The organism is Pseudochrobactrum lubricantis, assembly GCF_041929865.1.
Lineage (GTDB): Bacteria > Pseudomonadota > Alphaproteobacteria > Rhizobiales > Rhizobiaceae > Pseudochrobactrum > Pseudochrobactrum saccharolyticum.
In genome coordinates, this window is sequence record NZ_JBHEEE010000003.1 from 52013 (window position 1) to 76375 (window position 24363).

Sequence of the window (24363 nt, forward strand, 5' to 3'; positions counted from 1 at the left end):
GCTTGAAAGAACTATTCCTTTATGTGGAGGAGAATATCGGGTTGGCCAGTAATTTCTATTCAGCATTTCCAGTCATTAACTGAAATATTCAGACTACAGCATACGCTCAGGGATATTTGAACAGACTATGAAATCAGCTCTTATAAAAGCCTTTATTGTTTCTGCTGCGGCTGCGCTGCTTTGTGTTGCAATCAACATGATTGTCGGGCTTATCCGCAATGAGCCGGTTGGCACGCTCAGCATCAGCCTGAGTCTGATCCTCCCCCTGATTACCGCTTTTCCGGCAATGACGGTGGTGTTTCACCGTAATACGCAGCTTTCAAAAGCATTTTCCGATCTGGAGAAAGCCCATCATGAATTACAGGCGCGTTCAAAGATCGATTATATGACCAACCTCTATAATCGAGAGGCTTTCTTTGAAATGATGCGCACTGTCCGTTCCCGTCAGGACGCAGGTGCATTGCTGCTCATAGATGCGGATCACTTTAAGAATATCAATGATAAATACGGCCATACAGTCGGTGACCGCGCCTTAAAGCTGATTGCCTATGCTTTGCAGAATGTGACCCGAAAGGGTGATCTGGTTGGCCGTGTCGGCGGTGAGGAATTTTGCGTTTACCTGCCCAATGCCAGCCGCGCTGCCGCTATCAGCGTTGCCGAGCGTATTCGTGTGGAAATAGAGAATACGCCGTTTTATGTATCACAGAGCCATGTTGAACCGCTGACAATCAGTGCGGGCGGTGCCCTTGCGTATAAAAGCGACAGCAATTCGCAGATTTTCAGCCGTGCCGACCATTGTCTTTATGAGGCGAAAAATCAGGGGCGGAACTGCATTGTTTTTGAACCGGCAGAAGCAGCTGAAACAGATGCCAGGAAAATTCACCTGATTTCAGATGCAGAAGAAAGCCGGGACCGGCGCAATTTCTGACGGATTACGCTCTATTTCCAGAGCGTAATCACGTCCTCAGCCGTGGAAACCGGCGAAAAGCCCATGCGCTGATAGAGCTGTAAAGCGCGGGGGCTATCAAGCGTATTGGTTTCAAGGCGCAGTTTTTCCGGATTATGCGACCATGCTGCCGCCAGAGCCTCGGCAAAGAAGAATTTTGCCAGACCCCGTCCCTGATAATCCGGCACCAGCCCGAAATAGAGCAGATCGACGCTCTCCGGCAGATTGAGCCGCATTTCAGCAAAACCTGCGGGGCAACCATCCACATAGAGCAGCAGAATGCGGGTCTCTTCGGCCTGAATGATCGAGGTAACAGTCTCGTCATTCTGCATACGGCGCAGCATCCAGTGATGCGGCTTGCCGATGACCTCATAAAGATAGCGATAGAGATGCACCGGCATATTTTCTGCCAGCATGATTGCCAGCCGGAGACCCGCAGGCAGAGGCACCGCAACATTTAACGGCGCAGCCATTTCGAGCCGGGTAATATTAACGCTCACTTCATCAGCGAGCGTTTTATCGACGTTATCCGTAGGATCGCTCATAGGGTTCCGATCTTCATTTCAGGGCGTGCATATTTCATTATGCACGCCGGATCGCTCAATTGCTTTGTTTTCCTGATAATGACAAGGAAAAGCAGCGATATTATGCCGGAGCCTTACCGAAACGGATACGATAGCGGCGGTTTTCTTTGCCTTTTTTCTCAACCTTGCCGATATGAATTTCACCGATTTCGGAGGTATTGGCCACATGTGTGCCGCCGCATGGCTGTGAGTCTACGGAACCATTGTCGCCGATCAGCACCAAACGGATACGTCCCTGCCCGACCGGCGGGCGCACATTCTTGGATTTAACCAGATCGGGATTGGCAGCCAGTTCTTCATCGCTGATCCAGTTTGTAGTCACCGGCGATGCGGCATTGACCATTTCCATCAGCTTTTCACTGACCTGTTCTTTTGTCAGGTCAGTGCCCTGCATATCGAAGTCAATGCGGCTGTCATCAATATTGACCGAAGCGCCGGTCACCGGAAACGGACAAATCACGGAAAGCAAATGGCAGGCTGTATGCATTTGCATCAGCTTGAAACGGCGTTCCCAGTCGATCTCTGCAATCAGCTCTTCTCCGAGCTGCGGCAGTGTTTCACCTTCCGCAGGCACATGAATGAAATCATTCTTGGTCGCGCCGTTAACAGTGGTGGCAATCTGAATGATGCTGCCGTCTGCACGGCGCAGCAAACCGCTGTCACCCGGCTGACCGCCGGATGTGGCATAAAACACGGTCTGATCGAGAATAACGCCGCCTTCATCCGTGAGACCGATCACCTTGGCCGGTGTCGCTTTCAGATAAGCATCTTCGCGGAAAAGCGGATTGGTTTCCAGACTCTGTGTCATCATACCCTCATGCAAACATTTAAGAAAAAGTCTTTTGCGAGAGGTTTAAAGCAGTTTCAGGAAAAGTAAAACCGCTTTTCCTGAAACTATGATAACAACAAAGAGACTAGGTTAGGCCTCGTAAGGAACTGCAATGTCTGAACGTGTCAGAAGCCATTGCGGCACCGGCAGGCCACGCTCTTCAAGGAAAGCCGGATTATACATTTTTGACTGGTAGCGATTACCGTAATCAGCCAGAATTGTCACAATCCGTGCGCCTTTGCCAAGATCTTTCGCCATGCGGATAGCACCGGCAATATTGATAGCCGATGAGCCACCGAGGCAGAGGCCTTCTTCCTGCACCAGATCAAAAGCAATTTTCAGAGCATCTGCATCGCTGATCTGATAGGCGAAATCCGGTTTGAAACCTTCGAGATTACCGGTAATGCGTCCCTGCCCGATACCTTCCGTGATGGATGATCCCTCAGCCTTCAATTCGCCCGTGGTGTAATAGGAATAGAGCGCCGCGCCTTCCGGATCAGCCAGCCCGATTTTGATATCTTTGCTGAAGCCGCGCAGACCCTCTGCCACACCGGCCAGTGTGCCACCGGAACCGACAGCACAAATGAAACCGTCAATTTTACCTTCAGTCTGCTGCCAGATTTCCGGTGCTGTTGTCTCAATATGCGCCTGACGGTTGATCTGGCTGTCAAACTGGTTTGCCCAGATAGCACCATTCGGCTCGATTTTGGCCAGTTGCTCGGCCAAGCGGCCGGAAAGCCGGACATAATTATTCGGGTTTTTGTAAGGAACAGCCGGAACTTCAATCAGTTCCGCACCCAGCAGACGCAGTGCATCTTTCTTTTCCTGACTTTGTGTTTCAGGAATAACGATAACAGTGCGATAGCCCAGTGCCTTGGCCACCATGGTCAGGCCGATACCGGTATTTCCGGCAGTGCCTTCCACAATCACGCCGCCTTTGCGCAAAAGCCCGCGTTTTTCTGCATCACGGATAATATAAAGCGCCGCGCGGTCTTTGACGGACTGTCCCGGATTGGCAAATTCAGCTTTACCGAAAATCTCGCAGCCGGTGAGCTCTGAAGCTTTGTTCAGACGGATCAGCGGTGTATTGCCGATCGCCTCAATCACAGAATTTGTTACACCTGACTGCACCATTATATTTGTCCTTTAATTCTGCACCGGTAATTTTACGCCGGTAATTCTATGCAAGAATACGCATTGCTGCGCCGAACCTATTGTTGCTGAACAGCTTATTCAAGGTACAGTTTTCCGGTAAGTCTGCATCCGACAATAAAAAACACCGCCGGAAAGCGTTCCGGCGGTGTTTTATTTCACTATTATGCAAGGTTTAGAACAGACTTATAAATTAGCTGTTCCAGTCCTGACCCGCACGTTTCTTATTGCGGTGGAAGGTCTTTTTATTCGCAGGCTTACCGCTATTGGCCTGACCGGAATTATAACCGGCACCCTGAGCCGAGCTTTTACCGCCACGACCGGAATGATTGCGGTTCTGGCGGCCACGTTCGCCCTGTGCAGGCTTTGCTTCGCGTGGCTTGGCAGGTGCGGCATCATCATAAAGTTCACGCACATCGGAAAAACCAGTGGTACGCTGCGGTGCTTTATCCAGGTTTTTATACGGGCGTGAGGTTTTACGCTTGCCGGTGGCACGCGGATCAGGCTTTGGCCATTCGTGCTCGAAGGTTGGCTTTTCTGTGCGTTCCGGCAACGGGCCAAACTGCGGCGGCAGGTCTTTCAATGTCAGCTTATTGCGGATAACACGCTCAACAGCCTTGAGCTTTGCATGTTCTGTACCGCCGTCATAAAGCGTAATCGCTGCACCGGAGGCACCATTACGACCGGTACGGCCAATACGGTGCACATAGCTCTCCGGCTCATCCGGCAGGTCATAATTGATGACATGGCTGATGCCCGGAACGTCAATACCACGCGCAGCAATATCGGTGGCAATCAGCACACGCACAGAACGGTCTTTAAAGCCGTTCAGCGCACGCTGACGGGCGTTCTGCGATTTATTACCGTGAATGGCCGCAACGGAGTAACCGTCTTTTTCCAGCGTGCGTGTTACCGCATCCGCGCCATGTTTGGTACGGGTAAAGACAATAACGGTTTCTAGCTTAGGATTGGTCAAAAGGCCGGACAGCGCTTTTTTCTTATCCTTGGTCGGAACGGTATAAACAACCTGTGTAATTTCAGCTGCAGTTGTACCGGCAGGCGAAACTTCGACACGCACCGGATCACGCAGCAGGCCTTCAGCCAGTGCCACGATTTCCTTAGGCATGGTTGCAGAGAACAAAGCAGTCTGACGGTCAGAACGCGTTGCTTTGGCAATGCGCTTCACATCATTGATAAAGCCCATATCCAGCATACGGTCGGCCTCGTCCAGAACCAGCCATTTAGTAGCGGACAGATCAACGCATTTATCACGCACCAGATCGGTCAGACGACCCGGTGTTGCCACCAGAATATCCACGCCCGGCGCCATTTTGCGCACCTGAGAGGCGCGGGAAACACCACCCAAAATCAATGCGGTTGAAAGATGTGCGCCTTTGGTGAGTACACGAACGGTTTCTTCAATCTGCACAGCCAGTTCGCGGGTTGGCGCGAGGATCAGAGCGCGGCAGGTTTTAGGCAGACGCTTATCACCAAGTGCCAAAATCTGCTCGATGATCGGCAGGGAAAAGGCCGCAGTTTTGCCGGAGCCGGTCTGCGCGATACCCAGAATGTCTTTGCCCTTAAGCTGGGCTGGCAGGGATTGCTGCTGAATTGGCTTTGGCGAAGTCATGCCCGCTGCATCCAGATTTTTCAGCAAAAGACCGGTAATGCCCAAAGCGGCAAAGCCGGCATTATCTTCAGTTTTAGCGGCGAAGCCGCTGGTATCCTGAATTTCCGCAACTGCGGTCAGGTCGGATTCATTTCGATTTGTCAAAATATAAGCTTTCGATATGCGCCGCCGGTCGGGAGAACCGGACACACGCATCATCAGACCACCATGCGCAGCTGGCAATCCGGAAACAAATTTTTATACGACGAAGCGCCGGAACATTGATGTTCTCACGCGACTTGCGCTGCCGTATCCGGTACGGAATGACCGGATTATTTCACCTCTTCATGAGGCAAAGTTTCAAGACGCAACGAAGTCCAGCATGGAAAGCCCTAATGCAATATCTCGCATCAGACCCAAGCGCCTGACCTGCATATGGGCGCTTTCGTGTTAAAAAGCAAATGAAATAAACAACAGTGTCCTATGCAAATAAACATAGGACACTGTTTAAACCTTCATCAGATGATGAAATCAGCCAGAACCTGATTATCGGTAATATCCTGATAGGCCCAGCCCGCTTCCTTGAACTTCTTATCAAGAATAGCGAAGTTCTTCGCATCTTTCGTTTCAATGCCGATCAGCACAGAACCGAAATTTCGTGCCGATTTTTTCAAATATTCGAAACGAGCAATATCATCTTCCGGCCCCAGCAGATCAAGGAACATGCGCAATGCACCCGGACGCTGCGGGAAGCGGAAGATGAAATATTTCTTCAGCCCTTCATAGCGCAGCGCACGTTCTTTGACGTCCGGCAGACGTTCAAAGTCGAAATTACCGCCGGAAACCACCAGAACAATGGTTTTGCCTTTGAGTTCGCTCTTCTTGAAATCTTTCAGCGCATCAATTGCCAGAGCACCGGCTGGCTCCAGCACCACGCCTTCAACATTGAGCATTTCCGTCATCGTGCCGCAAAGACGGTTCTCCGGCACATTGATAACGGATGATGCCGGATAGGTTTTGAGAATTTTGAAATTCTCTGCGCCCAGCTCACCAACAGCCGCACCGTCAACAAAATTATCAACAGTCTGCAGCTTGACGCGCTTGCCTGCTTCAAGGCTGAGTTTGAGGCTTGGCGCACCCTGCGGCTCGACAAAGCGAAACTCTGTCGGCCAGCCAAGCGCTTTCACATAAAGCGTTACACCGGCAGAAAGACCGCCGCCGCCAACCGGCAGCATCATCAGATCGGGGATTTTGCCTTCCGGCAATTGCTCGGAAATTTCCTGCGCAACCGATGCCTGACCGGTGATGATGCCCATATGATCGAATGGCGGCACCATCACCCCGCCTTCGGCCTTGGCATAATCCTGCGAGGCGGCATAGCACTGGTCAAAAATATCGCCGACCAGACGAATTTCAATAAACTCGGCACCGAAAGCGCGGGTCTTGTTGATCTTCTGTTGCGGTGTTGTCACCGGCATGAAGACCACGCCCTTGCGGCCGAAATGGCGGCAGACATAGGCGAAACCCTGCGCATGATTGCCTGCAGACGCGCAGACAAACACCGCGTTCGGATCGGCTTTTTTAATCGCGGCAGAAATGAAGTTGAATGCACCACGGATTTTATAGGAGCGTACCGGCGTCAAATCTTCGCGCTTCAGCCAGATATCCGCACCATATTTGCGCGACAGATAATCATTACGCAGCAAAGGTGTTTCGCCGAACAGGCCGCGCATTTGCTGCGTAGCCTGTTTTACCGATTGTATAAAATCACTCATAGGAACAAATCAACTTTCTCGAAGCTACGCACATCCACCAAACCGATATCGGAAATGCGCAGTTCCGGTATCACCACAAGAGCCAGCAGCGAGTGCTGCATATAGGCATTATTCAATGTGCACCCCATCGCAGCCATGGCTTTCACCAGCTTGTCCGCTTTTGCTGCAACGATCTCGGCACGTTCATCAGACATCAGTCCGGCAATCGGCATTTCCACACAGGCCAGTTCCCTGCCCTTGGAATAAAGCACCACGCCGCCACCGATCTCACCCAGACGATTAACGGCTTTCGCCATATCTTCCTTATTGGTGCCGACAGCGATGATGTGATGGCTGTCATGGGCAACAGTCGATGCCAGCGCGCAATCGAGCGTATAGCCAAAGCCGGACACGAAAGCATTGGTAATCTGTCCTGAACCGCGATGACGCTCAACCAGAGCAATCTGGCAAACATCATTACGGCGATCCATCTGCACAATGCCGTCACTCACGGAAAGTTCGGCTTCCAAAGCGCGTGTCGGTGCCTGATTTTCAATCACACCGATAACGCGCGCCGTTACATTTTTAGTTGGTTTTGGTGATTGAATATCAAAGTCTTGTGCCGAGAACTTACGACCAAGCTTTACCGTGTTTTTCGCTTTTGCCGGATATTTATAAGGTGCAATTTCCGCAACCAGTTTGCCCTGCTCAGCCAGCAACACACCGCGTCCGTAAACGCGCTCAATCGTCAGCGCCGAGAGATCAGACACGATCAGGAAATCCGCACGGCGACCCGGTGTGATAGAGCCGATTTCGCGCTCTAAGCGGAAATGCTGGGCAGTATTAATCGTTGCCATCTGAATAGCTGTGACAGGTTTCAGCCCTTGCGCAATGGCATGACGCACAACGCGATCCATATGGCCTTCATGCACCAGAGTGCCGGAATGGCTGTCATCGGTGCAGAGCACAAAATTACGGGAATCCAAGCCCTGCTCGGTAATCGCCTTGACCTGTGTTGCCACATCGAACCATGCGGAACCAAGGCGCAGCATTGCGCGCATCCCCTGACGCACGCGGGCAATCGCATCTTCCGCGCGTGTGCCTTCATGGTCATCCTCAGGGCCACCGGCCACATAGCCGTGGAACGCACGGCCGAGATCAGGCGAAGCATAATGGCCGCCGACCGTCTTGCCTGCATTCATCGTGGCATCAATCACGCCGCGCATAGTCGGGTCATTATTGGCGACGCCGGGGAAATTCATCACTTCGCCGAGGCCGATAATATTCGGCCAGCTCATGGCTTCCAGCACTTCTGCCGCACCGATTTCCGCGCCGCCATTTTCCAGTCCCGGTGCAGAAGGCACACAGCTTGGCATCTGCACATAGACATTGACCGGCATGGCCATAGCTTCATCATGCATCAGCCGCACGCCTTCAAGCCCAAGCACATTGGCGATTTCATGCGGATCAATAAACATGGAAGTTGTGCCATGCGGAACAACCGCACGGGTAAATTCTGTGACTGTCACCATGCCGCTTTCGACATGCATATGCGCATCGCACAGACCCGGCACCAGATAGCGGCCTTCGGCATCCACAACCTTGGTTGTCGCACCAATGCAATGGGTTGCATCATGGCCGACATAGGCAAAACGCCCTTCGGCAATAGCAATATCAATGCCGGCAACAATCTCGCCAGAGTAAACGCTGACCAGACGACCGTTGCGCACAACCAGATCGGCCGGTTTGCGCCCCATGGCAACATCAACCAGAACAGGCGCAGATGCTGCCCATGATTTGATTTCAGTTTTTGACTTTTTAAGATCTGATGATGACAAGATAGCCTCCATGGCATGACCGGTCATAAATATATCCGGCGCAGGCAAAAATCAGTTTTGCCAAGTTTAGCCGGAAATTACCAGTTTGTTTTGATTGTTTAAGCAATTATCTCATCGGATTACACAGCTAAGCGGCGTCTCTCAAACGGCACAATAATTATTATAACACTGACTATATAATACTTTACAGCAAAAGCATTTTCATGGCAGCTTCAGGAAAATTCAAATCGGGAGCGATAGAATATGGACGGAAAAGTAGCGATTATTACTGCCGGTGGTTCAGGCATGGGCGCAGCGGCAGCACGCAAACTGGCGGATAACGGTTATAAAATTGCAGTTTTATCCTCATCTGGCAAAGGTGAAGCGCTGGCAAAGACCTATGACGGCATCGGCGTAACCGGCAGCAACCAGTCTAATGATGACCTGCAAAAGCTTATCGACAGCGCACATCAGAAATGGGGTCGCGTAGACGTATTGGTGAATAGCGCGGGCCACGGGCCACGTGGCGGTTTGCTGGATTTTTCAGATGAAGACTGGCATCGCGGCATGGATGTTTATTTCATGAATGTGGTGCGCTCTGTGCGACTGGTAACGCCAATCATGCAGGCGCAAAAAAGCGGCTCGATCATCAATATCTCAACATTTGCAGCCTTTGAGCCGGATCCGGCTTTTCCGGTCTCCAGTGTGTTCCGCGCTGGCCTCGCCTCCTATACCAAGCTGTTTGCAGACAAATATGCTGCTGACAATATCCGCATGAATAATATTCTGCCGGGCTTTATCGACAGCCTGCCGGAAAAGCAGGAATTCAAAGACCGTATTCCGATGCAGCGTTATGGCACCGAACAGGAAATTGCCGAAACCATCGCATTTCTGGCGTCTGACGGCGCAGGTTATATTACCGGCCAGAATATCCGCGTTGATGGCGGCATTACGCGTTCAGTTTAAGAATATCTTGCCGCGGCCGGTATAGTCCGGCCGCTGCCACTCTTATGTGACGTGAGTTACATGAGACTAAATTACTGATTTCAATCAATATTGATTTTTGCAAAATATATTTATGTCGAGTGATATTCCGGCAGATTTTTCACTCAGCGCGCAATCTGCGCCTTGACTTCCGCCAGCAAATCACAGATCAAAAGGCAGGTTTCAGGTGCATAAAACATCTTGCACTGCGGACGTGGAGAAATCGGTAAACTCAGCAGACTTAAAATCTGCCGCTCTTAGAGCTTGCGGGTTCAAGTCCCGCCGTCCGCACCAGCTATTTCAATGACTTAGCTGGTGCTATTTTTTTTAAGCGTTCTGCGCGTTCTGATATCATTATTCTCTCAATGACAAAACTTGCGCTGATAACGCGCTGTTTTCAGTATAAATTATTATTTGTCGAACCAGTCAGAGGTTTCCGCCTGTAATTTGTGTAAAATCTTACTGCTGGTCTAAAACATATCAAGCGCCAGTTATACGCGAACAGACTATATTGTCATTTTGGATATTTTATCATTAAGTGGTAATCGCATCTCTGAATTGCAAAAGAATATACGAAACATTACTTCTTTGTTTTAACCATATTAATCATGAAGATATCTTGTTTAATCAGCGAAATATTCTCTCATTATTTTATCGATATAATAAATGTACTTTTGTCATGTATATTATCTGCGGTGCATTTTTCATTTATTATTCCAACACTGCTGCAAGTTTCTGCATTTTCTGTAACAATGTTTGGGCGAGTGCCTCATAATTCCCGTCAAAATGATGCCCGCCGCTGATTTTCATAATATCCGCACCTTTTAAAGCATCCGCAGTACAAGCCGTATCCTCTTCATCTTCACCATAGACGCAGACGACCCGATCCTGTGGTATGGAAAGAATAGCCGGCAGCGTTTTCTGCTCCCCTTCAAAACCGAGCCATCCCTGAACGGAAATCTGAAAAGATGTTGTGGTTGAGACTCCCAGTAACCCTACCATTCTGATCCGGTTTTGCAGTGCCGGATCAAGATATTTCCATGCAAAAGGGAATGTATCAGCACCGAATGAATAGCCCAGAACCGCTATAGGTAACTTTCCACCCGGATCTGCTTTCTTCAGTAAAGCTGTTGTATCGCGCGCAATATCCTCGGGTTTACGTTCGCTCCAGAAATAACGCAGAGAATCCACACCAATCACATGCACACCCTGCGTCTGCAGCCACTCCCCGATAGATTTATCAATATCGCGCCAGCCGCCGTCTCCTGAATAAAAAACTGCTACATATTTTGCTTTACCGCCACGCGCAGGTAAATCAACAACCGGCATAGCTGCATTTTGAGCATCCTGCCCGGCCATTGACAACACCTCATCAGCGGCCACGCGTAAACGCTGATCCGGATCAGGCACATTTTGCAATATCGCAATATTCTGTTCGCGTGCAGCTTCCGGCTGGTTGGCTTGCAAGCCTCCTGCTGCAACAAGCAAAGCAGAAACCGGAAGCTCCTTACCATATTCATAAGTGAAACCGCCGTCCGGCGTTTTGCTGGCCTGCGCCTGTTCGGTACAGGATGGCAGACGGGTACGGGCGGGCACGGGATCAATTCCGACAGCACCGGCAATTGTAGCATCGGGTGAATCAGATGCAGCGGCGTAAACAATCGTCGCCCCCTGCCCGATACCGGTTACAACAGGATGAAAATAAACATTCAGATCCAGCGCACGCAGAGCCTCTTTGGTGATCGCTTCAAAGTCTGAATCAAGATAATTACATTCACCATCCTCTTTATCGAGTGCTGCACGCCATTGCCGGAGATCAACCGGCAAGACAATCAGGTTGCGTGCCAGCAGCGCATCGGCAAAACGGCGTTCACGATCGCCGCCTCCGTTAAGATCGCTGATAATAATCGCCAGCCCTGCCGGATCGCCTTTCGGCATATAAACAGGAATCTCTGACAGCCGCTCCGCACTTACATGCGTTACCGGCTTGTCCGAAACAGTCAGACCTGCCCAGAAACGAAGCACTTTGCCCGGATGCATAGAAAAATAGATACCTGCTGCAATCAGCACCAGTAATCCGAAGAGTCCCACAAGCCGTTTTGCTTTCATTTGCGAATAAACTCCAGCGGACTGCCGTTAATCAGTTTCGTTACGTCCAAAAGTGCGCGCGGCGTTTCAAATCCGCCGGGGCAAACCATGTAATGCGGTGTCCAGACAGGTTCGAATTTTTCCTTAAACGCCTTTAACCCGTCAAAATGATAAAGATCTGCGCCACGTCTGTAGACAAAAGAACCAAACCGGTTCCATCGGGAAGCAAGCCTGCTGCCACTTAAGCCTGACAGGGGCGCTGCTCCGAGATTAAACCATTTATAACCCTGCTCTTTGCTGTAGATCAGCAATTTGGCAAAGAGCGCATCCATCAGTAATTTATGCGCATTCGGCATATAACGCATCAGATCGACGGTAATTTCGTATTTGTCACCACCGCGCCATAAATTGGCAAAAGCAACGATTTCCCCTTGCTGCCGGAGCACAGCCAGATCAAACCGCTTGAGGTAATCTTCATCAAAATATCCGAGTGAAAAGCCTTTTTCACTTCCGGATTTAAACTCCAGCCAGGCATCAGAAATCTCACGCAAACGCGGCAACAAAGGCGGTACATCTGCTGCAGAAATAACTTCAAAGACTAACCCGTCTTTACTGACTTTACGATCTGCATAGCGGAAAGGCTGACGCCGTGCGCCCTCAAGAGAGAAATCCGCCAATTCCACCCGCGCCACTTCACCCAGCTTAAGTGCAACCAATCCCATATCCAGAAACAATGGCAGACTTTGCGGCCCCACTCCGTAAAACACTGTGCGTAATGCCTGCTGATCCGCCAAAGCGTGAAATGACCATGCCAGTTCTTTTGCCGTAGAGATTTGGCCAACCGGTTCACCCAATGCAATCAGGCTGCCGCCCGACTGCGCATACATGATGAAAGCACTGTCGTCAGGTGCAAGAAGAAACTGTTTATCCCCCACCATAGCAAGAGCCGCATCCGTATGAGGACAGGCCGCAACCAAAGCAGGCACGGCTTCAGGAATGTCATGATTGGTATTTTGTCTGCGCTGGCTATGACGGTTGATTAATGTATGCAGACCAAAAGCAGCGACAACAGCGAAAACCAGTACTGTGGCACGCAAAAAACGTGGCGCATTGCTATTCCATGCAAAATCCCACCAAAGATCACTGGAATATTCGACATGGCGATACACAAAGAAACCAAGCCAGGTAGAAACCAGCAATGTTGTGCCAACGGTCACAATCCAATGCCAGCTTAGCTCAAAACTACCGGTGATCGGGCGACGATAAAATGAATCGCGAAACTCCCAGAGCACGACAGAAAAAAGACAAAGCGTAACAGCTTCTTCCCAATCCAGCCCTTTCGAAAGGGAGAAAACAGCGCCGCTTAAAAGTAACAGCAATGCCGCCAGCCATGCACGCTCCAGCCGTTTTGCCAGCCCCCGCGCAACAATCAGCAAGGCAACCCCGACCAAGCTCGCGGCCAGATGAGACATTTCAACCAGAAATTCCGGCACAATGTCAGACAGCAATTCCACACGATAGCGCTTATCCGGCGTGGCTCCGGAAATCAGCAGGATAATTCCGCCCAGAAAAATAATACTGGCGCTCAGTCCCGGTATCAGCGGCTCAACCAGACGTTTGGCAAGTCGTGCCTGTTTGCCGAGCATATGCCGGCGGCGCATGATCTCCCAGAATAACAGACCGGCTGCAGCGGTAACCAATGGCAAGACCGTATAGATAACGCGATAGGCAAGTAAGCCTGCAATGGCTTCCGGATTGCCGCCAAGGCCAAGACCGGCAATGATTGTTGCCTCAAAAGCACCAAGCCCGCCGGGTGCATGACTGGCAATACCCAGCACCACCGCAATTACATAAACAATCGCAAAAACCGCAAAACTTGGGACCGCGCCATCCGGCATCAGCACATAAAGTGTAGCAGCTGCAGCACCGACATCAACCAGACCGGCGAATATCTGAACCATAGCGCCTTTTGAATCCGGTAATCGCAGGCTGAAAGTGCCGATCCTGATATGGCGTTCGCTGTGTGACAGCCAGTAAATAAGCCAGCCGATGCCACCAAGAATGACAAGTCCGGCCACAATATCAATACGGCTGTCAAAAGCAGACAGCCAGGGCACGTCCTGAGGGTCAATCAACAGTGCCGCGCCAACCATGATAATCAGGGCGAACCAGATGGCAAACCACGATGTGCCGACTATTTTGCCTATATCGGCAAGGCTGATACCTTCCGCCGCATAAATACGGTAACGCAATGCACCACCTGTCAGCAGTGAAAAACCAAGCGCATTAGAGATTGCATAGCCTGCCGCTCCTGCAATCGCTGCAAGACGTTTTGGAATCTGCCCCGGAGCAATCGTCTCGACTGCGACCACATCATATAGTGCAACAGCGGCATAGCTGAGCATTGTGAAAAATACGGCAAGGCTGATTGTTTGCCATGAAATCGTATGAAACGCCGCCATTGTCTGCGAGCGGGACGTATTCTGCAGCATATTTTCCAATACATAGATTGCCAGCAGAACGACTACGAAACCGGCAACAGGAAAGAAAAAATGCTGATAGCGCTTTATCAGGTCAAAGCGTCGGGATGACTGTGCAAGCCCTTCAGGCTGCAGTGTTGTTTCGGAATGTGCGTGTTGTTTTTTATCATTCGGAGCCGTCATTTATCGCTGCCTGCGCCATGAGAACGGGCGGATATTACGGCGCAGATTATGATAAATTTGTGGTGAAGTTTCAACGTTCGCTAAACCACGGAAAACTCTCAGAGTAAGGACGATAAAGCCAATATTCGTACTCACTCCGGCCGTGTGTATAGCTATGAAACATTTCTAATGCATTCATAGCTTCCGCAAATGATATCAATTTGCTGGGGGATAAAATGCCAGCCTGCTAATTAGCGACAAGAATTACTCGAACCCCATTTCAAATAGCTGTAACAATACATGAGGTAGATCCAGCAAGAATACTATCCCTTGTAAATGCCTCTTGCCTATAATCAGGTATCAAGACATCAGGTCAAAAAATAACCAACAACGCAATGAAGGGGATTTCTCCTCACTATAGGTCACATGATGAACACAGTGTCCTATTTGCAAGCTTTGCGCCTCTTCCACCTGCATACTATATCAAGACCAATTGCTATTGAAACCGCTTGAGCGGCAGGAGTAACTCTATGAGAGCCTTTGGTTTTTTAAGTTTTGGTCACTATGTGAATGCACAGGGTTCGCAGGCGCGGACAGCCAGTGACATGCTGAAACAAGCAGTCGATATCGGCGTTGGTGCAGACGAACTTGGTGTGAACGGCGCTTATTTCCGCGTGCATCACTTTGCCCGTCAGCAGGCATCGCCAATGCCATTGCTGGCAACGATTGCAGCGAAGACAAAACATATCGAAGTCGGTACCGGTGTTATCGATATGCGCTATGAAAACCCGCTATATCTGGCTGAAGAAGCTGCTGCTCTCGATATTCTCGCAGACGGACGTATTGCACTGGGGATCAGTCGCGGCTCACCGGAAACAGTGGTGCGCGGTTACGAAACCTTTGGCTATACCGGTTCAACTGATCCGCGCGGCGCTGATATTGCACGCACCAAATTCGATTTGTTCATGCGTTCAATTGACGGCGAACGACTGGCACCGGGCGAACGCAGCACGACCGGCGGTCAGATGATGCCGATTGAACCGCGTTCTTCTACGTTGCGCGATCATATCTGGTGGGGTTCTGCGACCCGTGAAAGTGCTGAATGGACAGGACAACAAGGCCTGAACATGATGTCATCTACTTTGTTGACGGAAGATGCGGGAATGCCTTTTGATGAGCTTCAGGCGGAGCAGATTATTCGTTTCCGCGCAGCCTATCGTGCGGCAGGTCATACCGGCGCTCCGCGTGTTTCTGTCAGCCGCAGCATCTTCCCGATTGTGAACGAACAGGATGCCGCTTATTTTGGTAATGCATCTGAAAGATATGACGGGGTTGGTATGATTGACGGTTTCCGTTCAACATTCGGCCGTACCTATGCTGCCGAACCGGACCGGCTGATTGAAGAGCTGAAGAATGATCGCGCCATTGCACTGGCTGATACTCTTATGCTGACAATTCCGAACCAGCTTGGGCCGGATTATAACCTGCATATGCTGGAATCTTTTGCAAAATATGTGGCTCCTGCCCTTGGCTGGAAACCGAACTGGGAAGGCCCTGTCACCGGCGATATAATCGGCTAAAAAATTATCCCTCAAGCCAGCGATGGTTTGAGGGATTATTTTTGAGTATTCTCATCACTGCGAAAACAAAACAGCCTTGGACTCAGGAGCAAAGCAGCGTGATTTATTTAGTTCGTCACGGCCAAACGATTTTTAACGCTGCCGCACGCTGGCAAGGACAAGTCGACTCTCCGCTAACCGCGCTCGGATTACGTCAGGCTGCTGCTGCAGGTGTAACTCTTCGCAAAAACATCATCTCCGATGATATTGCTCTCTTTTCCAGCCCGCTAGGCCGTGCGCATAGCACTGCAAAAATAATCGCCGAAAAACTGGGAAAACCGGATGAAATCATACTCGATCCGCGCCTGATGGAAATTGGTATGGGGTCATGGGAAGGTCTTACGGATTACGAGATAGAGCAGGAATGGCCGAATGCCCGTGATGGATTGGAACGCCATGAATGGTTCTTTCACTCTCCAGACGGTGAAAGCTTTGAAGATATGTCCGCCCGCGTCCAGGACGTGCTGACCACCATTGAAGAATATAAGGCTCAGATCAAAATCATCGTTTCGCATGGTGTGACCGGCCGGATAATTCGCAGTATTTATGCCAATATCCCGAGAAATGAAGCACTGAAACTTGAAGTCCCTCAGGATGTTCTGTTCGGATTATCCGGTGACGGGACTATTGAGCGGATTGCTTACGACATATGAGCCAGCAAACACCCTCCCGTAAACAAAACTGGTGCCTGTCTGCAATCATATCCGTGATTTTTGGCGCGCTGACGGCCTTTATATTCTATTATCTGGTCTTTTTCGGTGCGGGAAATGACGGTTATGCCATCATATATTGCGTTTTTACGGCGCCAATCGCTTTAATATTCGGCCTGTGGGGCGTATTTTACTGGCGCAGCAGTATCGCCGTTGCCGGCCTGCTTCTGGGGCTTTCACCGCTTATATATTTATAAAATGTCTTACAGCACGAGGCACCCTGCCCGTTATGAACAGAGTGCCAAAATCGGAGTATTATTTCAGCTGTTCAACCAGAGTTTCCTTAACAACAGTATCGAATGAATCTCCGCCACTGTCTTTGCTCAGCTCAGCTGTTTTCTTGGCTATATAATCATCACGCTTGCTGATGAGGCCTGCCATTTCCCCTTCAAGTTTCGTGCGTTCCTGCGCATTGCGGTCGAGAATAGCTTGTTTTTCCTGACCGGATTTGCCGCGCATATTTTCCGGCAATTCCTCATCCTTCACGGCATCCAGTTTTTGTTTGCCGTTCTGCACATCCGCCACAAGATCGCCGCCGCCGGTTACAACCTCTTTAGCGCCGCCTTTTTTCGAGTAATAGCGTGAATTATCAACCTTTACAGCTGCAGGAGCGGCAGATTTTGCATCCATCTTGCTGAAAAGCTCAGCCTGAACTTTTGAACTGCCATAGGCAATCACGGTTTTATCAAGATTTTGCTGAACAACGATAATTTCGTTGTCAAACGGCGTTTCCATAACAGTGATATTACCGCCATCCTGCGGAATTTCTATATAACGCCCGTGTCCGAGCTGGGCAATTTCCCGCCAGACTTTGGTTGTGTCAGGATCATCACCGGCCTGAATTGTATTGACGGTGATTTTATCTTCTTTCGCACGTTTCAGAATTTGCGGATATTGCCATGTGTTCGGATAATCCATATGCGGCGGCGCATCTCCGACAAGGAAGATGATCCGTCTGGTATTGTCATTCTTTGTCCATTGCAGCTTGCGGACAGATTCATCCAGCGCTTCATTGACGGATTCGGGTGTATCGCCGCCGCCGTCTGCCTCAAGCTTAATCAGCTTGCCGTATAGTCCCTGCACATCCGCGCTCATATCATAGGATTTAACGACATATTCATCGCCCTGGTCACGATAGGCCACAAGTGCCATACGGATATCCGCATCGGGATTCACATCAATGATGGTATTGGCAATCGACCAGATCTTCTTTTTGGCCCCGTCAATAAGGCCGGCCATTGATCCGGTTGTATCGAGTACAAAAGCGACCTCAATACGTTGGTTCTGGTCATTACCGGCTGCAAAAACCGGTGAGGCCAATGCAGTGACAGCAAGACCGGCAGCAAGTTTTTTTCCGAAAGCGCGCAAAGAACGAACCATTATTTTCCCCGAAGAATAAACGATGCCTATGCTTTGCGGCGGAATGAGGCATAATTGGGAGCCTGACCGGACAATATTATGACCCGCAGGTTTTTTATTCTTTTTTGCAATATTTATTTAGCTGTCTGTACAATTTTAAATGTAATAGTAAATTCTTCGCGCTTAACTGAATAAAAGCGCCATTATGATAATTACAAGAGAACAACCGAGATCAACGCATGATACGTATTCTGTTTCTTTTTCTGGGTCGTGAAATCATCCAGAGACATTGGAAAACACTGTTCGTCATCGGCGTTCTCTGGCTTCTTGTCGGCTTTGCTATTCTGATTGATGCACTGGACGGAGATACCCTGCTCCGCCCGTATCTTTTTGCTTATTTTCTGGTGCCGGAAGCGGCTCTCAGCCTGCTTGCCGCAGCCGGTAGCGAAGGCACAGCCAGACAGATGCGCATAGTGCAAGGGATTGCATTATTCGCTGTCGGTATTCTTATTTACACATCCAGTGCCGCCAGCAATTTCTTTCTGGCCATGGTGTTTGGCCTGTGTTTTCTTGTTGACGGCAGTATGCGTATCGCCAGCGCGTGGGTTGTGCGCTATCCGCGCTGGAAGGCCGGTATTGCCGGTGGTGTGCTGGAACTTATTCTGGCGGTTGCAACCTTGCAGCCATGGCCGACCTGGTATGAAGGCACTGTCGGCGCCAATGTCGGCGCTGTTATTATGCTCACCAGCTTCGGTATTATCCATGTTGCGCTTCGCATTCATAGTCTTGAGGCCGGTGCGCCGCTTTCACGTCTTTTCGGCCGCAGCAGCCTGCTCTCGGCAATGACCGCGCATCATGAAACGGATGAGAAAAACCCTAAACGCGGCGAATTAATCGTTCATGTCTGGACACCAACCGGCACGGCCATGACACCGCTGCGTCAGCGCGCGATCAGCCGTTATATCGCTGCCGTTGATGCCAATGGTGTCATCTCCACCGGCCATGCGGCTCTGGAGCTGGTGCCTGATGTTTATATCAGTCACTATCCGGCGGTAGAAATTGACCGTTCTCCCAATGAGTTCAGCCGCACTTTGCGTGCCACTGCCGATAATAATATCGAAGGCAGATTTTTACCTGATTATAAATCGGAGGCCGCAGACTGGTGCGAGTCTACGGTACAGGTGGTTATCAATAATATTGATGAAGATAAGCTGCGTGCTTTCTGGAAGACCTACAAGGCCGACAACACCTATAACCTGACAAACCGCAATTGCTCCAGCGCAGTGGCTGATGCTCTGGATGCCGCATTGGAAGGTGTTTACCGGAATAAACGCTGGCCGGTCTTCTCAGCATTCCGTGCGATTGTTTATCCGGAACTCTGGGCTGCCAGCATGATGCGCAAGCGCGCAGAAACCATGGCATGGACACCGGGTCTCGTTCTTGATTATGCCCGTGCGCTGAGTGCCATCGTTGACCCGAAACCCGGTTTCTGGGTGCCTAAAATATTCCTGAAAACAAGTTCGGAATAAAACGCAGGCATATATTGAATAGGCACGCGCCGGAGCAAATGCACCGGCGCGTTTTTATTTTATATGAAGATCAGGCTTTCATATAGCGATCAGGGAAAGCCGCGTTCAGGTTCCTGTCAGGAAAACCATTCACTCGTTTGTCCAAAGTACAGAACTTCAAGGACGACGAGTCATGGCATTGAATATTCCGGCAGAGTTACGCCGCCCGCATATCGAGAGCGTAACCTTAAGTATCATCACAGCCGGCTATCTGACCGCAGTAAACAATGCAACATTCTGGCACCGCTCAGAGGAGCTGCTGCCAACCGGCGCGCTTCTGGCTCTTGTTGCGGGCATATTCTGCCTGTTAACAGCGCTTTGCATCACTGTTTCCGTGAAATATCTCACCAAACCGCTGTTTATTTTTCTCATTATGGTTTCGGCCACAGCATCATGGTTCATCGATCAGTTCGGAACCATCATTGATGTGGAGATGCTGCAAAGTGCCATCGACACAACCAATGCCGAAGCGGGACATCTCATCAGCTTCGGTTTCATACGCCATGTCGTTATATTTGGCATTCTGCCTTCCCTGCTGATTTTATGGGTAAAAATCGAGCACCGTTCATTCCTGCAAAAAGTGAAGCAGAATTCTGCTTTTATCTTTCCTGCACTGTTTGCTGCAGCCGCACTTTTCATGCTGAATGCCAGCACCTTTACCTCGCTGGGGCGCGAACATAAGGAATGGATTGCAACGCTCAATCCGGTGATGCCGATTGGCAATGCTGTCAAGCTGGGCATCCGCTCCGGTAAAAATCAGAATATTATTGTGCAGCCGCTCGGTACGGATGCCAAGGTTGCCAATGCTGTTTCCGGCAATAGAAAACCGCGTCTGACGATTGTTATTGCAGGTGAAACTGCCCGTGCAGAAAGCTTTTCCCTCGGAGGCTATAAGAAAAACACCAATCCTGAACTTGCCCGTCAGGACATCACCTATTTTTCCGATACCAGCAGTTGCGGCACCATCACAGCGGTATCCCTGCCATGTATGTTCTCGGTTTACACACGCGATGAGTATACCCATGAGAAGGGTCTGGAGACGGAAAACCTGCTCGATGTGCTGAAACATGGCGGTGTGCATGTGGAGTGGTGGGATAATAATACAGGCCACAAATCTGTTGCTGATCGCGTGACAAGTGAAGCGCTGTCGACATCAGACAATCCGAAATATTGTAAAAACGGAGAATGTCTGGACGGGATTTTTCTGGATAAGCTTGATACATGGATGTCCGGCATAACACAGGACACGGTGCTGGTGATGCACCAGCTTGGCAGCCACGGTCCGGCTTATTATCTGCGTTATCCTGATGAATATCGCCGTTTTACACCGGATTGTCAGAGTGCTGAATTTTCAAAATGCAGCCGTGAAGAAATTCTCAATGCCTATGATAATAGTATTGCCTATACGGATCATATTATTTCATCGGTTATCGACCGGCTGCGCGATAAGCAGGACAAGCTCTATACTTCGCTGATTTACATGTCAGACCATGGTGAATCCGTTGGTGAATTTGGCCTCTATCTCCATGGTGCACCCTATTTTGTAGCACCGTCACAGCAGACTCACGTGCCTTATGTGCTGTGGCTCGGAAAAGATGCCAAAGCCACAATCAGGCAGGATTGTCTCGCGAAAGAAGCAACCGAGCCGCAATCTCATGACAAGCTGTTCCATACAGTTCTCGGTCTGATGCAGGTGAAAACACAGGTTTATTCTCCGGCTCTGGATACGCTCTCTTCATGCCGCGTGAACGGGCAAACAGATCCGCAGGTTGCTAATTCTGTGGCTGTGCGCAGATAGAAATCACATTATATACTTGAAACCGGTTACAGGGTGATGGATTGTCCGCTGACAATCCATCACCCTGCCTGTTTTCAGACTATCCGCCGGAGATTACTGCTTGAGAGTTCTTCTTGTTGAAGATGATGATACACTTGGTCAGGCCGTGCGCGATCATGTTCTGGCAAGCGGTCATGCTGTTGACTGGATGCAGACGGCTGAAGATGCGGCATTGGCTGCGACAAGCGTTGCTTATGGCCTGATCCTGCTTGATCTGCGTCTCCCTGACGGCAGCGGCCTCACCATTCTCAAAGATTTGCGGAGCGCCAATAATCCGGTGCCGGTTATTATATTAACGGCACATGACCAGATATCAGACCGTATTGAAGGCCTGAATGCAGGCGCAGATGATTATCTGGTCAAACCATTTAATCTCGATGAGCTGACCGCACGTATGCTGGCCGTGTCACGCAGATATGGCGGCAACAGCGCATCGGTTCTGCATGTCGGTGATCTCGAAATCAAAATCTCCGAGCGCAATATTCTTTCACCGCAGGGCGAGATTATCCTCTCGGGACGCGAATGGGCAGTGCTGGAATGTCTGCTCCACCGTTCCGGTGCTATTGTTTCCAAAGCACAGATTGAAGAAGCGCTTTATGCATTCGGCTCGGAAATTGAGAGCAATACGGTTGAAGTCTATATCAGCCGCCTGCGTAAAAAGCTCGGTCATGACCGGATAAGTACGGTGCGTGGTGTGGGTTACAAAGTTGAGGACAGAACATGAAGTCTCCCAGCCTCATCGGACGTCTCATGTTTTCTGTGACTGCAGCTGTGGTGACATTTTGGGTCGTCGCCGCTGTCGGCGGCATATTGGTGATGCGGGACGAATTTGCTGAAATTTTTGACAGTGCCTTGCAGGAAACCACCGAACGGCTGACGCCGCTCATCGTCGACGACATTATGCATCGTGACCAATCCGGTGCAGTTCTGTCGCTGGACAACGGCGCTCAATCCTCATCCCGCCAATATCTGACCTATCAGGCCAGAGACGCCAGCGGCAAAATCCTTGTTCACTCCTCGGATATTATCGACGGTGCCTTCCCTGCGCCATTAGCTGAGGGTTTCTGGGAGGATGACACTGCGCGCTACTATACTGTCGCCGCAGCCGATAATACGATCTTTGTTCAGGTCGCGGATCAGATGAAAAACAGGCGCGAAGCCATCAATGAAGGTGCGCTTGCCCTGCTGCTGCCGATCCTCGTGCTTGTGCCGCTCAGCCTCTATATTATCCGCCTTGTTGCACGGCGCTCGGTTAATCCTATCGGCGATTTGCGACAGGCAATATCCGAGAAAGACAGCGGAGATCTGACACCGATAAAAGCTGAAGGACTGACGATCGAGCTTCAGCCGATCGTGCATTCGGTCAATATTCTGATGGGACGCGTGCAATCCGCTCTTGAAGCAGAGCGGGCATTCACCGCAAACAGCGCCCATGAATTACGCACGCCGATTGCCGGTGCATTGGCACATACGCAATTGCTGATGACAGAAGTGAAAAGCGCATCGGGCAAAGCGCGGGTCGAACAGATCGAAGCATCACTGCAAAAACTGAAACGACTGGTTGAAAAACTGATGCAGCTGGCACGCGCAGAAGCCAATATAGCGCTTGCGGATAAGCCGGTGAATCTCCTGAGCGTCCTTGATCTTCTGGTGGAGGAATTTCAGCGTAAAATGGCTTCCAATGACCGGATTATTTATCAACGCCACTCTGAGGCCAGTCTGATGAAGCCGGTCAATGAAGACGCCTTTGCTATTGTCATAAGAAATCTGCTTGAAAATGCATTGCTTCATGGTGCGCAGAATGAACCGGTTATCATTCAGGCCGATAAAAACGGTACGATCCGCATCATAAATAGTGGCAAGAACCTTACTGCTGAAGAATTACTGCGTGTTCAGAAAAGATTTGGCCGCGGCACAACTGCAGCACCGGGTTCAGGACTTGGTATTCCCATTGCCACTGAAATTGCCGGTCAGATGCACGCCCGCCTGCAATTTTCCTCCCCGCCAAGCGGGCAGAAAAACGGCTTTGAGGCTATACTCAGCTTCTGACAAGCTGAATGATGTTTAAATTTGTGAAATCTGCGGAACCTTATGGAACAACCGGCATCTAATAGTCTCTGAGAGGAGAAAATTCATGTCCGTTTTGCTGCCCGCCGCCGAACCGCAAGAAGCGGCTCTCGTCTCCCGCGCTGCCGCCGGAGAAACGGAAGCCGTCCGTCAGATCATCAAGACGCATAACCAACGCCTCTACCGGCTCGTCCGCGCGGTGTTGCGCAATAATGCGGATGCCGAAGATGTGTTGCAGGAAGCCTATTTGAACGCCTTTACCCATCTTGATACATTTGAAGGCAGTGCTTCGCTCTCGACATGGTTGTCGCGCATCGCGCTCAACGCGGCACTGATGCGACTTCGGGCACAAAAGCGCCTGAAACGTACAGCTGTCACATATCCCGCCCCAGCAACGGGACATATGGATGCAGAGATTATTCCCTTTCCGCTTTACCATTCCACCACTGCCGATCCGGAGCGTATCATGGCGCAGCGCCAGCTTCTCACTCTCGTCGAGGAAGCCACTGATGCGCTTCCTGAAAGCTTCCGCCTTGTCTTCGTCGCCCGTGTCATTGAGGGGCTGAGTGCTGAGGAAACTGCCGCTGCGCTCAATATTCCGGTCGCTACGGTCAAGACCCGCCTGCATCGCGCCAGAAAACTCATCCGCACACAGCTTGAAGAACAGATCGGGCCGATATTGATCAACGCCTTTCCATTTGCCGGTATGCGCTGCGCCCGGCTGACTGAAGCCGTGATTACAAAACTAGGTCTCGAAAAATAACGGGAACCTCTCCGGCGGGCTGACATCAAATGTAG

General features: G+C 50.4%; 18 protein-coding genes and 1 tRNA gene. 10 read left to right on the forward strand and 9 right to left on the reverse strand.

The features are described from left to right. The first annotated feature begins 127 nt into the window (after nt 1-127). Entirely contained in the window at nt 128-928 is an 801-nt protein-coding gene (locus tag JNC80_RS07400) for a GGDEF domain-containing protein (RefSeq protein ID WP_151159136.1), read from the forward strand. Between the two features lie 11 nt (nt 929-939). Here JNC80_RS07400 and JNC80_RS07405 read toward each other — a convergent pair whose 3' ends face one another. From JNC80_RS07405 to ade, 6 genes are all read right to left on the reverse strand, one after another. Continuing rightward, on the reverse strand, nt 940-1491 hold the full coding sequence (locus JNC80_RS07405; protein ID WP_376709944.1) for a GNAT family N-acetyltransferase: 552 nt from the start codon (nt 1489-1491) through the stop codon (nt 940-942). A gap of 100 nt (nt 1492-1591) precedes the next feature. Next, nucleotides 1592-2338, reverse strand: a complete 747-nt coding sequence (locus JNC80_RS07410; protein WP_376709945.1) for an alanyl-tRNA editing protein — start codon at nt 2336-2338, stop codon at nt 1592-1594. Between the two features lie 111 nt (nt 2339-2449). After that, nucleotides 2450-3493, reverse strand: a complete 1044-nt coding sequence (locus tag JNC80_RS07415) for a cysteine synthase A (RefSeq protein WP_376709946.1) — start codon at nt 3491-3493, stop codon at nt 2450-2452. A gap of 211 nt (nt 3494-3704) precedes the next feature. Further along, complete coding sequence (locus tag JNC80_RS07420) at nt 3705-5261, reverse strand: DEAD/DEAH box helicase (protein WP_370637815.1); 1557 nt, start codon at nt 5259-5261, stop codon at nt 3705-3707. 377 nt (nt 5262-5638) lie between these two features. Beyond that, a complete protein-coding gene (gene ilvA, locus JNC80_RS07425; protein WP_376709947.1) occupies nt 5639-6895 on the reverse strand; it encodes a threonine ammonia-lyase IlvA in 1257 nt (418 codons plus the stop codon). Beyond that, entirely contained in the window at nt 6892-8631 is a 1740-nt protein-coding gene (gene ade / locus JNC80_RS07430) for an adenine deaminase (RefSeq protein ID WP_225688440.1), read from the reverse strand. Before ade ends, ilvA begins: the two co-directional genes overlap by 4 nt. A 324-nt stretch (nt 8632-8955) precedes the next feature. Here ade and JNC80_RS07435 point away from each other — a divergent pair, with 324 nt between their 5' ends. Next, nucleotides 8956-9657: an SDR family oxidoreductase gene (locus tag JNC80_RS07435; RefSeq protein ID WP_022712091.1), complete on the forward strand. Its 702-nt coding sequence runs from the start codon at nt 8956-8958 to the stop codon at nt 9655-9657. A gap of 226 nt (nt 9658-9883) precedes the next feature. Continuing rightward, nucleotides 9884-9969: transfer RNA gene (locus JNC80_RS07440), tRNA-Leu, on the forward strand. A 417-nt stretch (nt 9970-10386) separates the two neighbouring features. On the opposite strand, the gene JNC80_RS07445 is transcribed toward JNC80_RS07440, so the two are convergent. After that, the gene (locus tag JNC80_RS07445) at nt 10387-11784 is read right to left on the reverse strand and encodes a virulence factor family protein (protein ID WP_075655212.1); all 1398 of its coding nucleotides are present in this window, start codon (nt 11782-11784) and stop codon (nt 10387-10389) included. Next, on the reverse strand, nt 11781-14426 hold the full coding sequence (gene mprF / locus JNC80_RS07450) for a bifunctional lysylphosphatidylglycerol flippase/synthetase MprF (RefSeq protein WP_376709948.1): 2646 nt from the start codon (nt 14424-14426) through the stop codon (nt 11781-11783). Before mprF ends, JNC80_RS07445 begins: the two co-directional genes overlap by 4 nt. A 509-nt stretch (nt 14427-14935) precedes the next feature. On the opposite strand from mprF, the gene JNC80_RS07455 reads away from it, so the two are divergent. Further along, nucleotides 14936-15985, forward strand: coding sequence for an LLM class flavin-dependent oxidoreductase (locus tag JNC80_RS07455; RefSeq protein WP_376709950.1), 1050 nt, complete (start codon nt 14936-14938; stop codon nt 15983-15985). 98 nt (nt 15986-16083) lie between these two features. Next, nucleotides 16084-16677, forward strand: a complete 594-nt coding sequence (locus JNC80_RS07460) for a histidine phosphatase family protein (RefSeq protein ID WP_376709951.1) — start codon at nt 16084-16086, stop codon at nt 16675-16677. Between the two features lie 312 nt (nt 16678-16989). On the opposite strand, the gene JNC80_RS07465 is transcribed toward JNC80_RS07460, so the two are convergent. After that, nucleotides 16990-18114: a vWA domain-containing protein gene (locus JNC80_RS07465; protein WP_376709952.1), complete on the reverse strand. Its 1125-nt coding sequence runs from the start codon at nt 18112-18114 to the stop codon at nt 16990-16992. Nucleotides 18115-18332: 218 nt separating this feature from the next. On the opposite strand from JNC80_RS07465, the gene JNC80_RS07470 reads away from it, so the two are divergent. The 5 genes from JNC80_RS07470 (at nt 18333) to JNC80_RS07490 (ending at nt 24328) form a co-directional block, all read left to right on the forward strand. Next, nucleotides 18333-19622 (forward strand): HdeD family acid-resistance protein, encoded by a 1290-nt coding sequence (locus tag JNC80_RS07470; RefSeq protein WP_376709953.1) that lies wholly within the window; start codon nt 18333-18335, stop codon nt 19620-19622. A gap of 172 nt (nt 19623-19794) precedes the next feature. After that, entirely contained in the window at nt 19795-21459 is a 1665-nt protein-coding gene (locus tag JNC80_RS07475; RefSeq protein ID WP_376709954.1) for a phosphoethanolamine transferase, read from the forward strand. A 100-nt stretch (nt 21460-21559) separates the two neighbouring features. Beyond that, complete coding sequence (locus JNC80_RS07480; RefSeq protein WP_220159632.1) at nt 21560-22222, forward strand: response regulator; 663 nt, start codon at nt 21560-21562, stop codon at nt 22220-22222. Continuing rightward, nucleotides 22219-23547: a sensor histidine kinase gene (locus JNC80_RS07485; protein ID WP_151159193.1), complete on the forward strand. Its 1329-nt coding sequence runs from the start codon at nt 22219-22221 to the stop codon at nt 23545-23547. The genes JNC80_RS07480 and JNC80_RS07485 overlap by 4 nt, the downstream gene beginning before the upstream one ends. A gap of 85 nt (nt 23548-23632) precedes the next feature. Next, entirely contained in the window at nt 23633-24328 is a 696-nt protein-coding gene (locus tag JNC80_RS07490) for an RNA polymerase sigma factor (protein WP_376709955.1), read from the forward strand. Nucleotides 24329-24363: the final 35 nt, after the last annotated feature.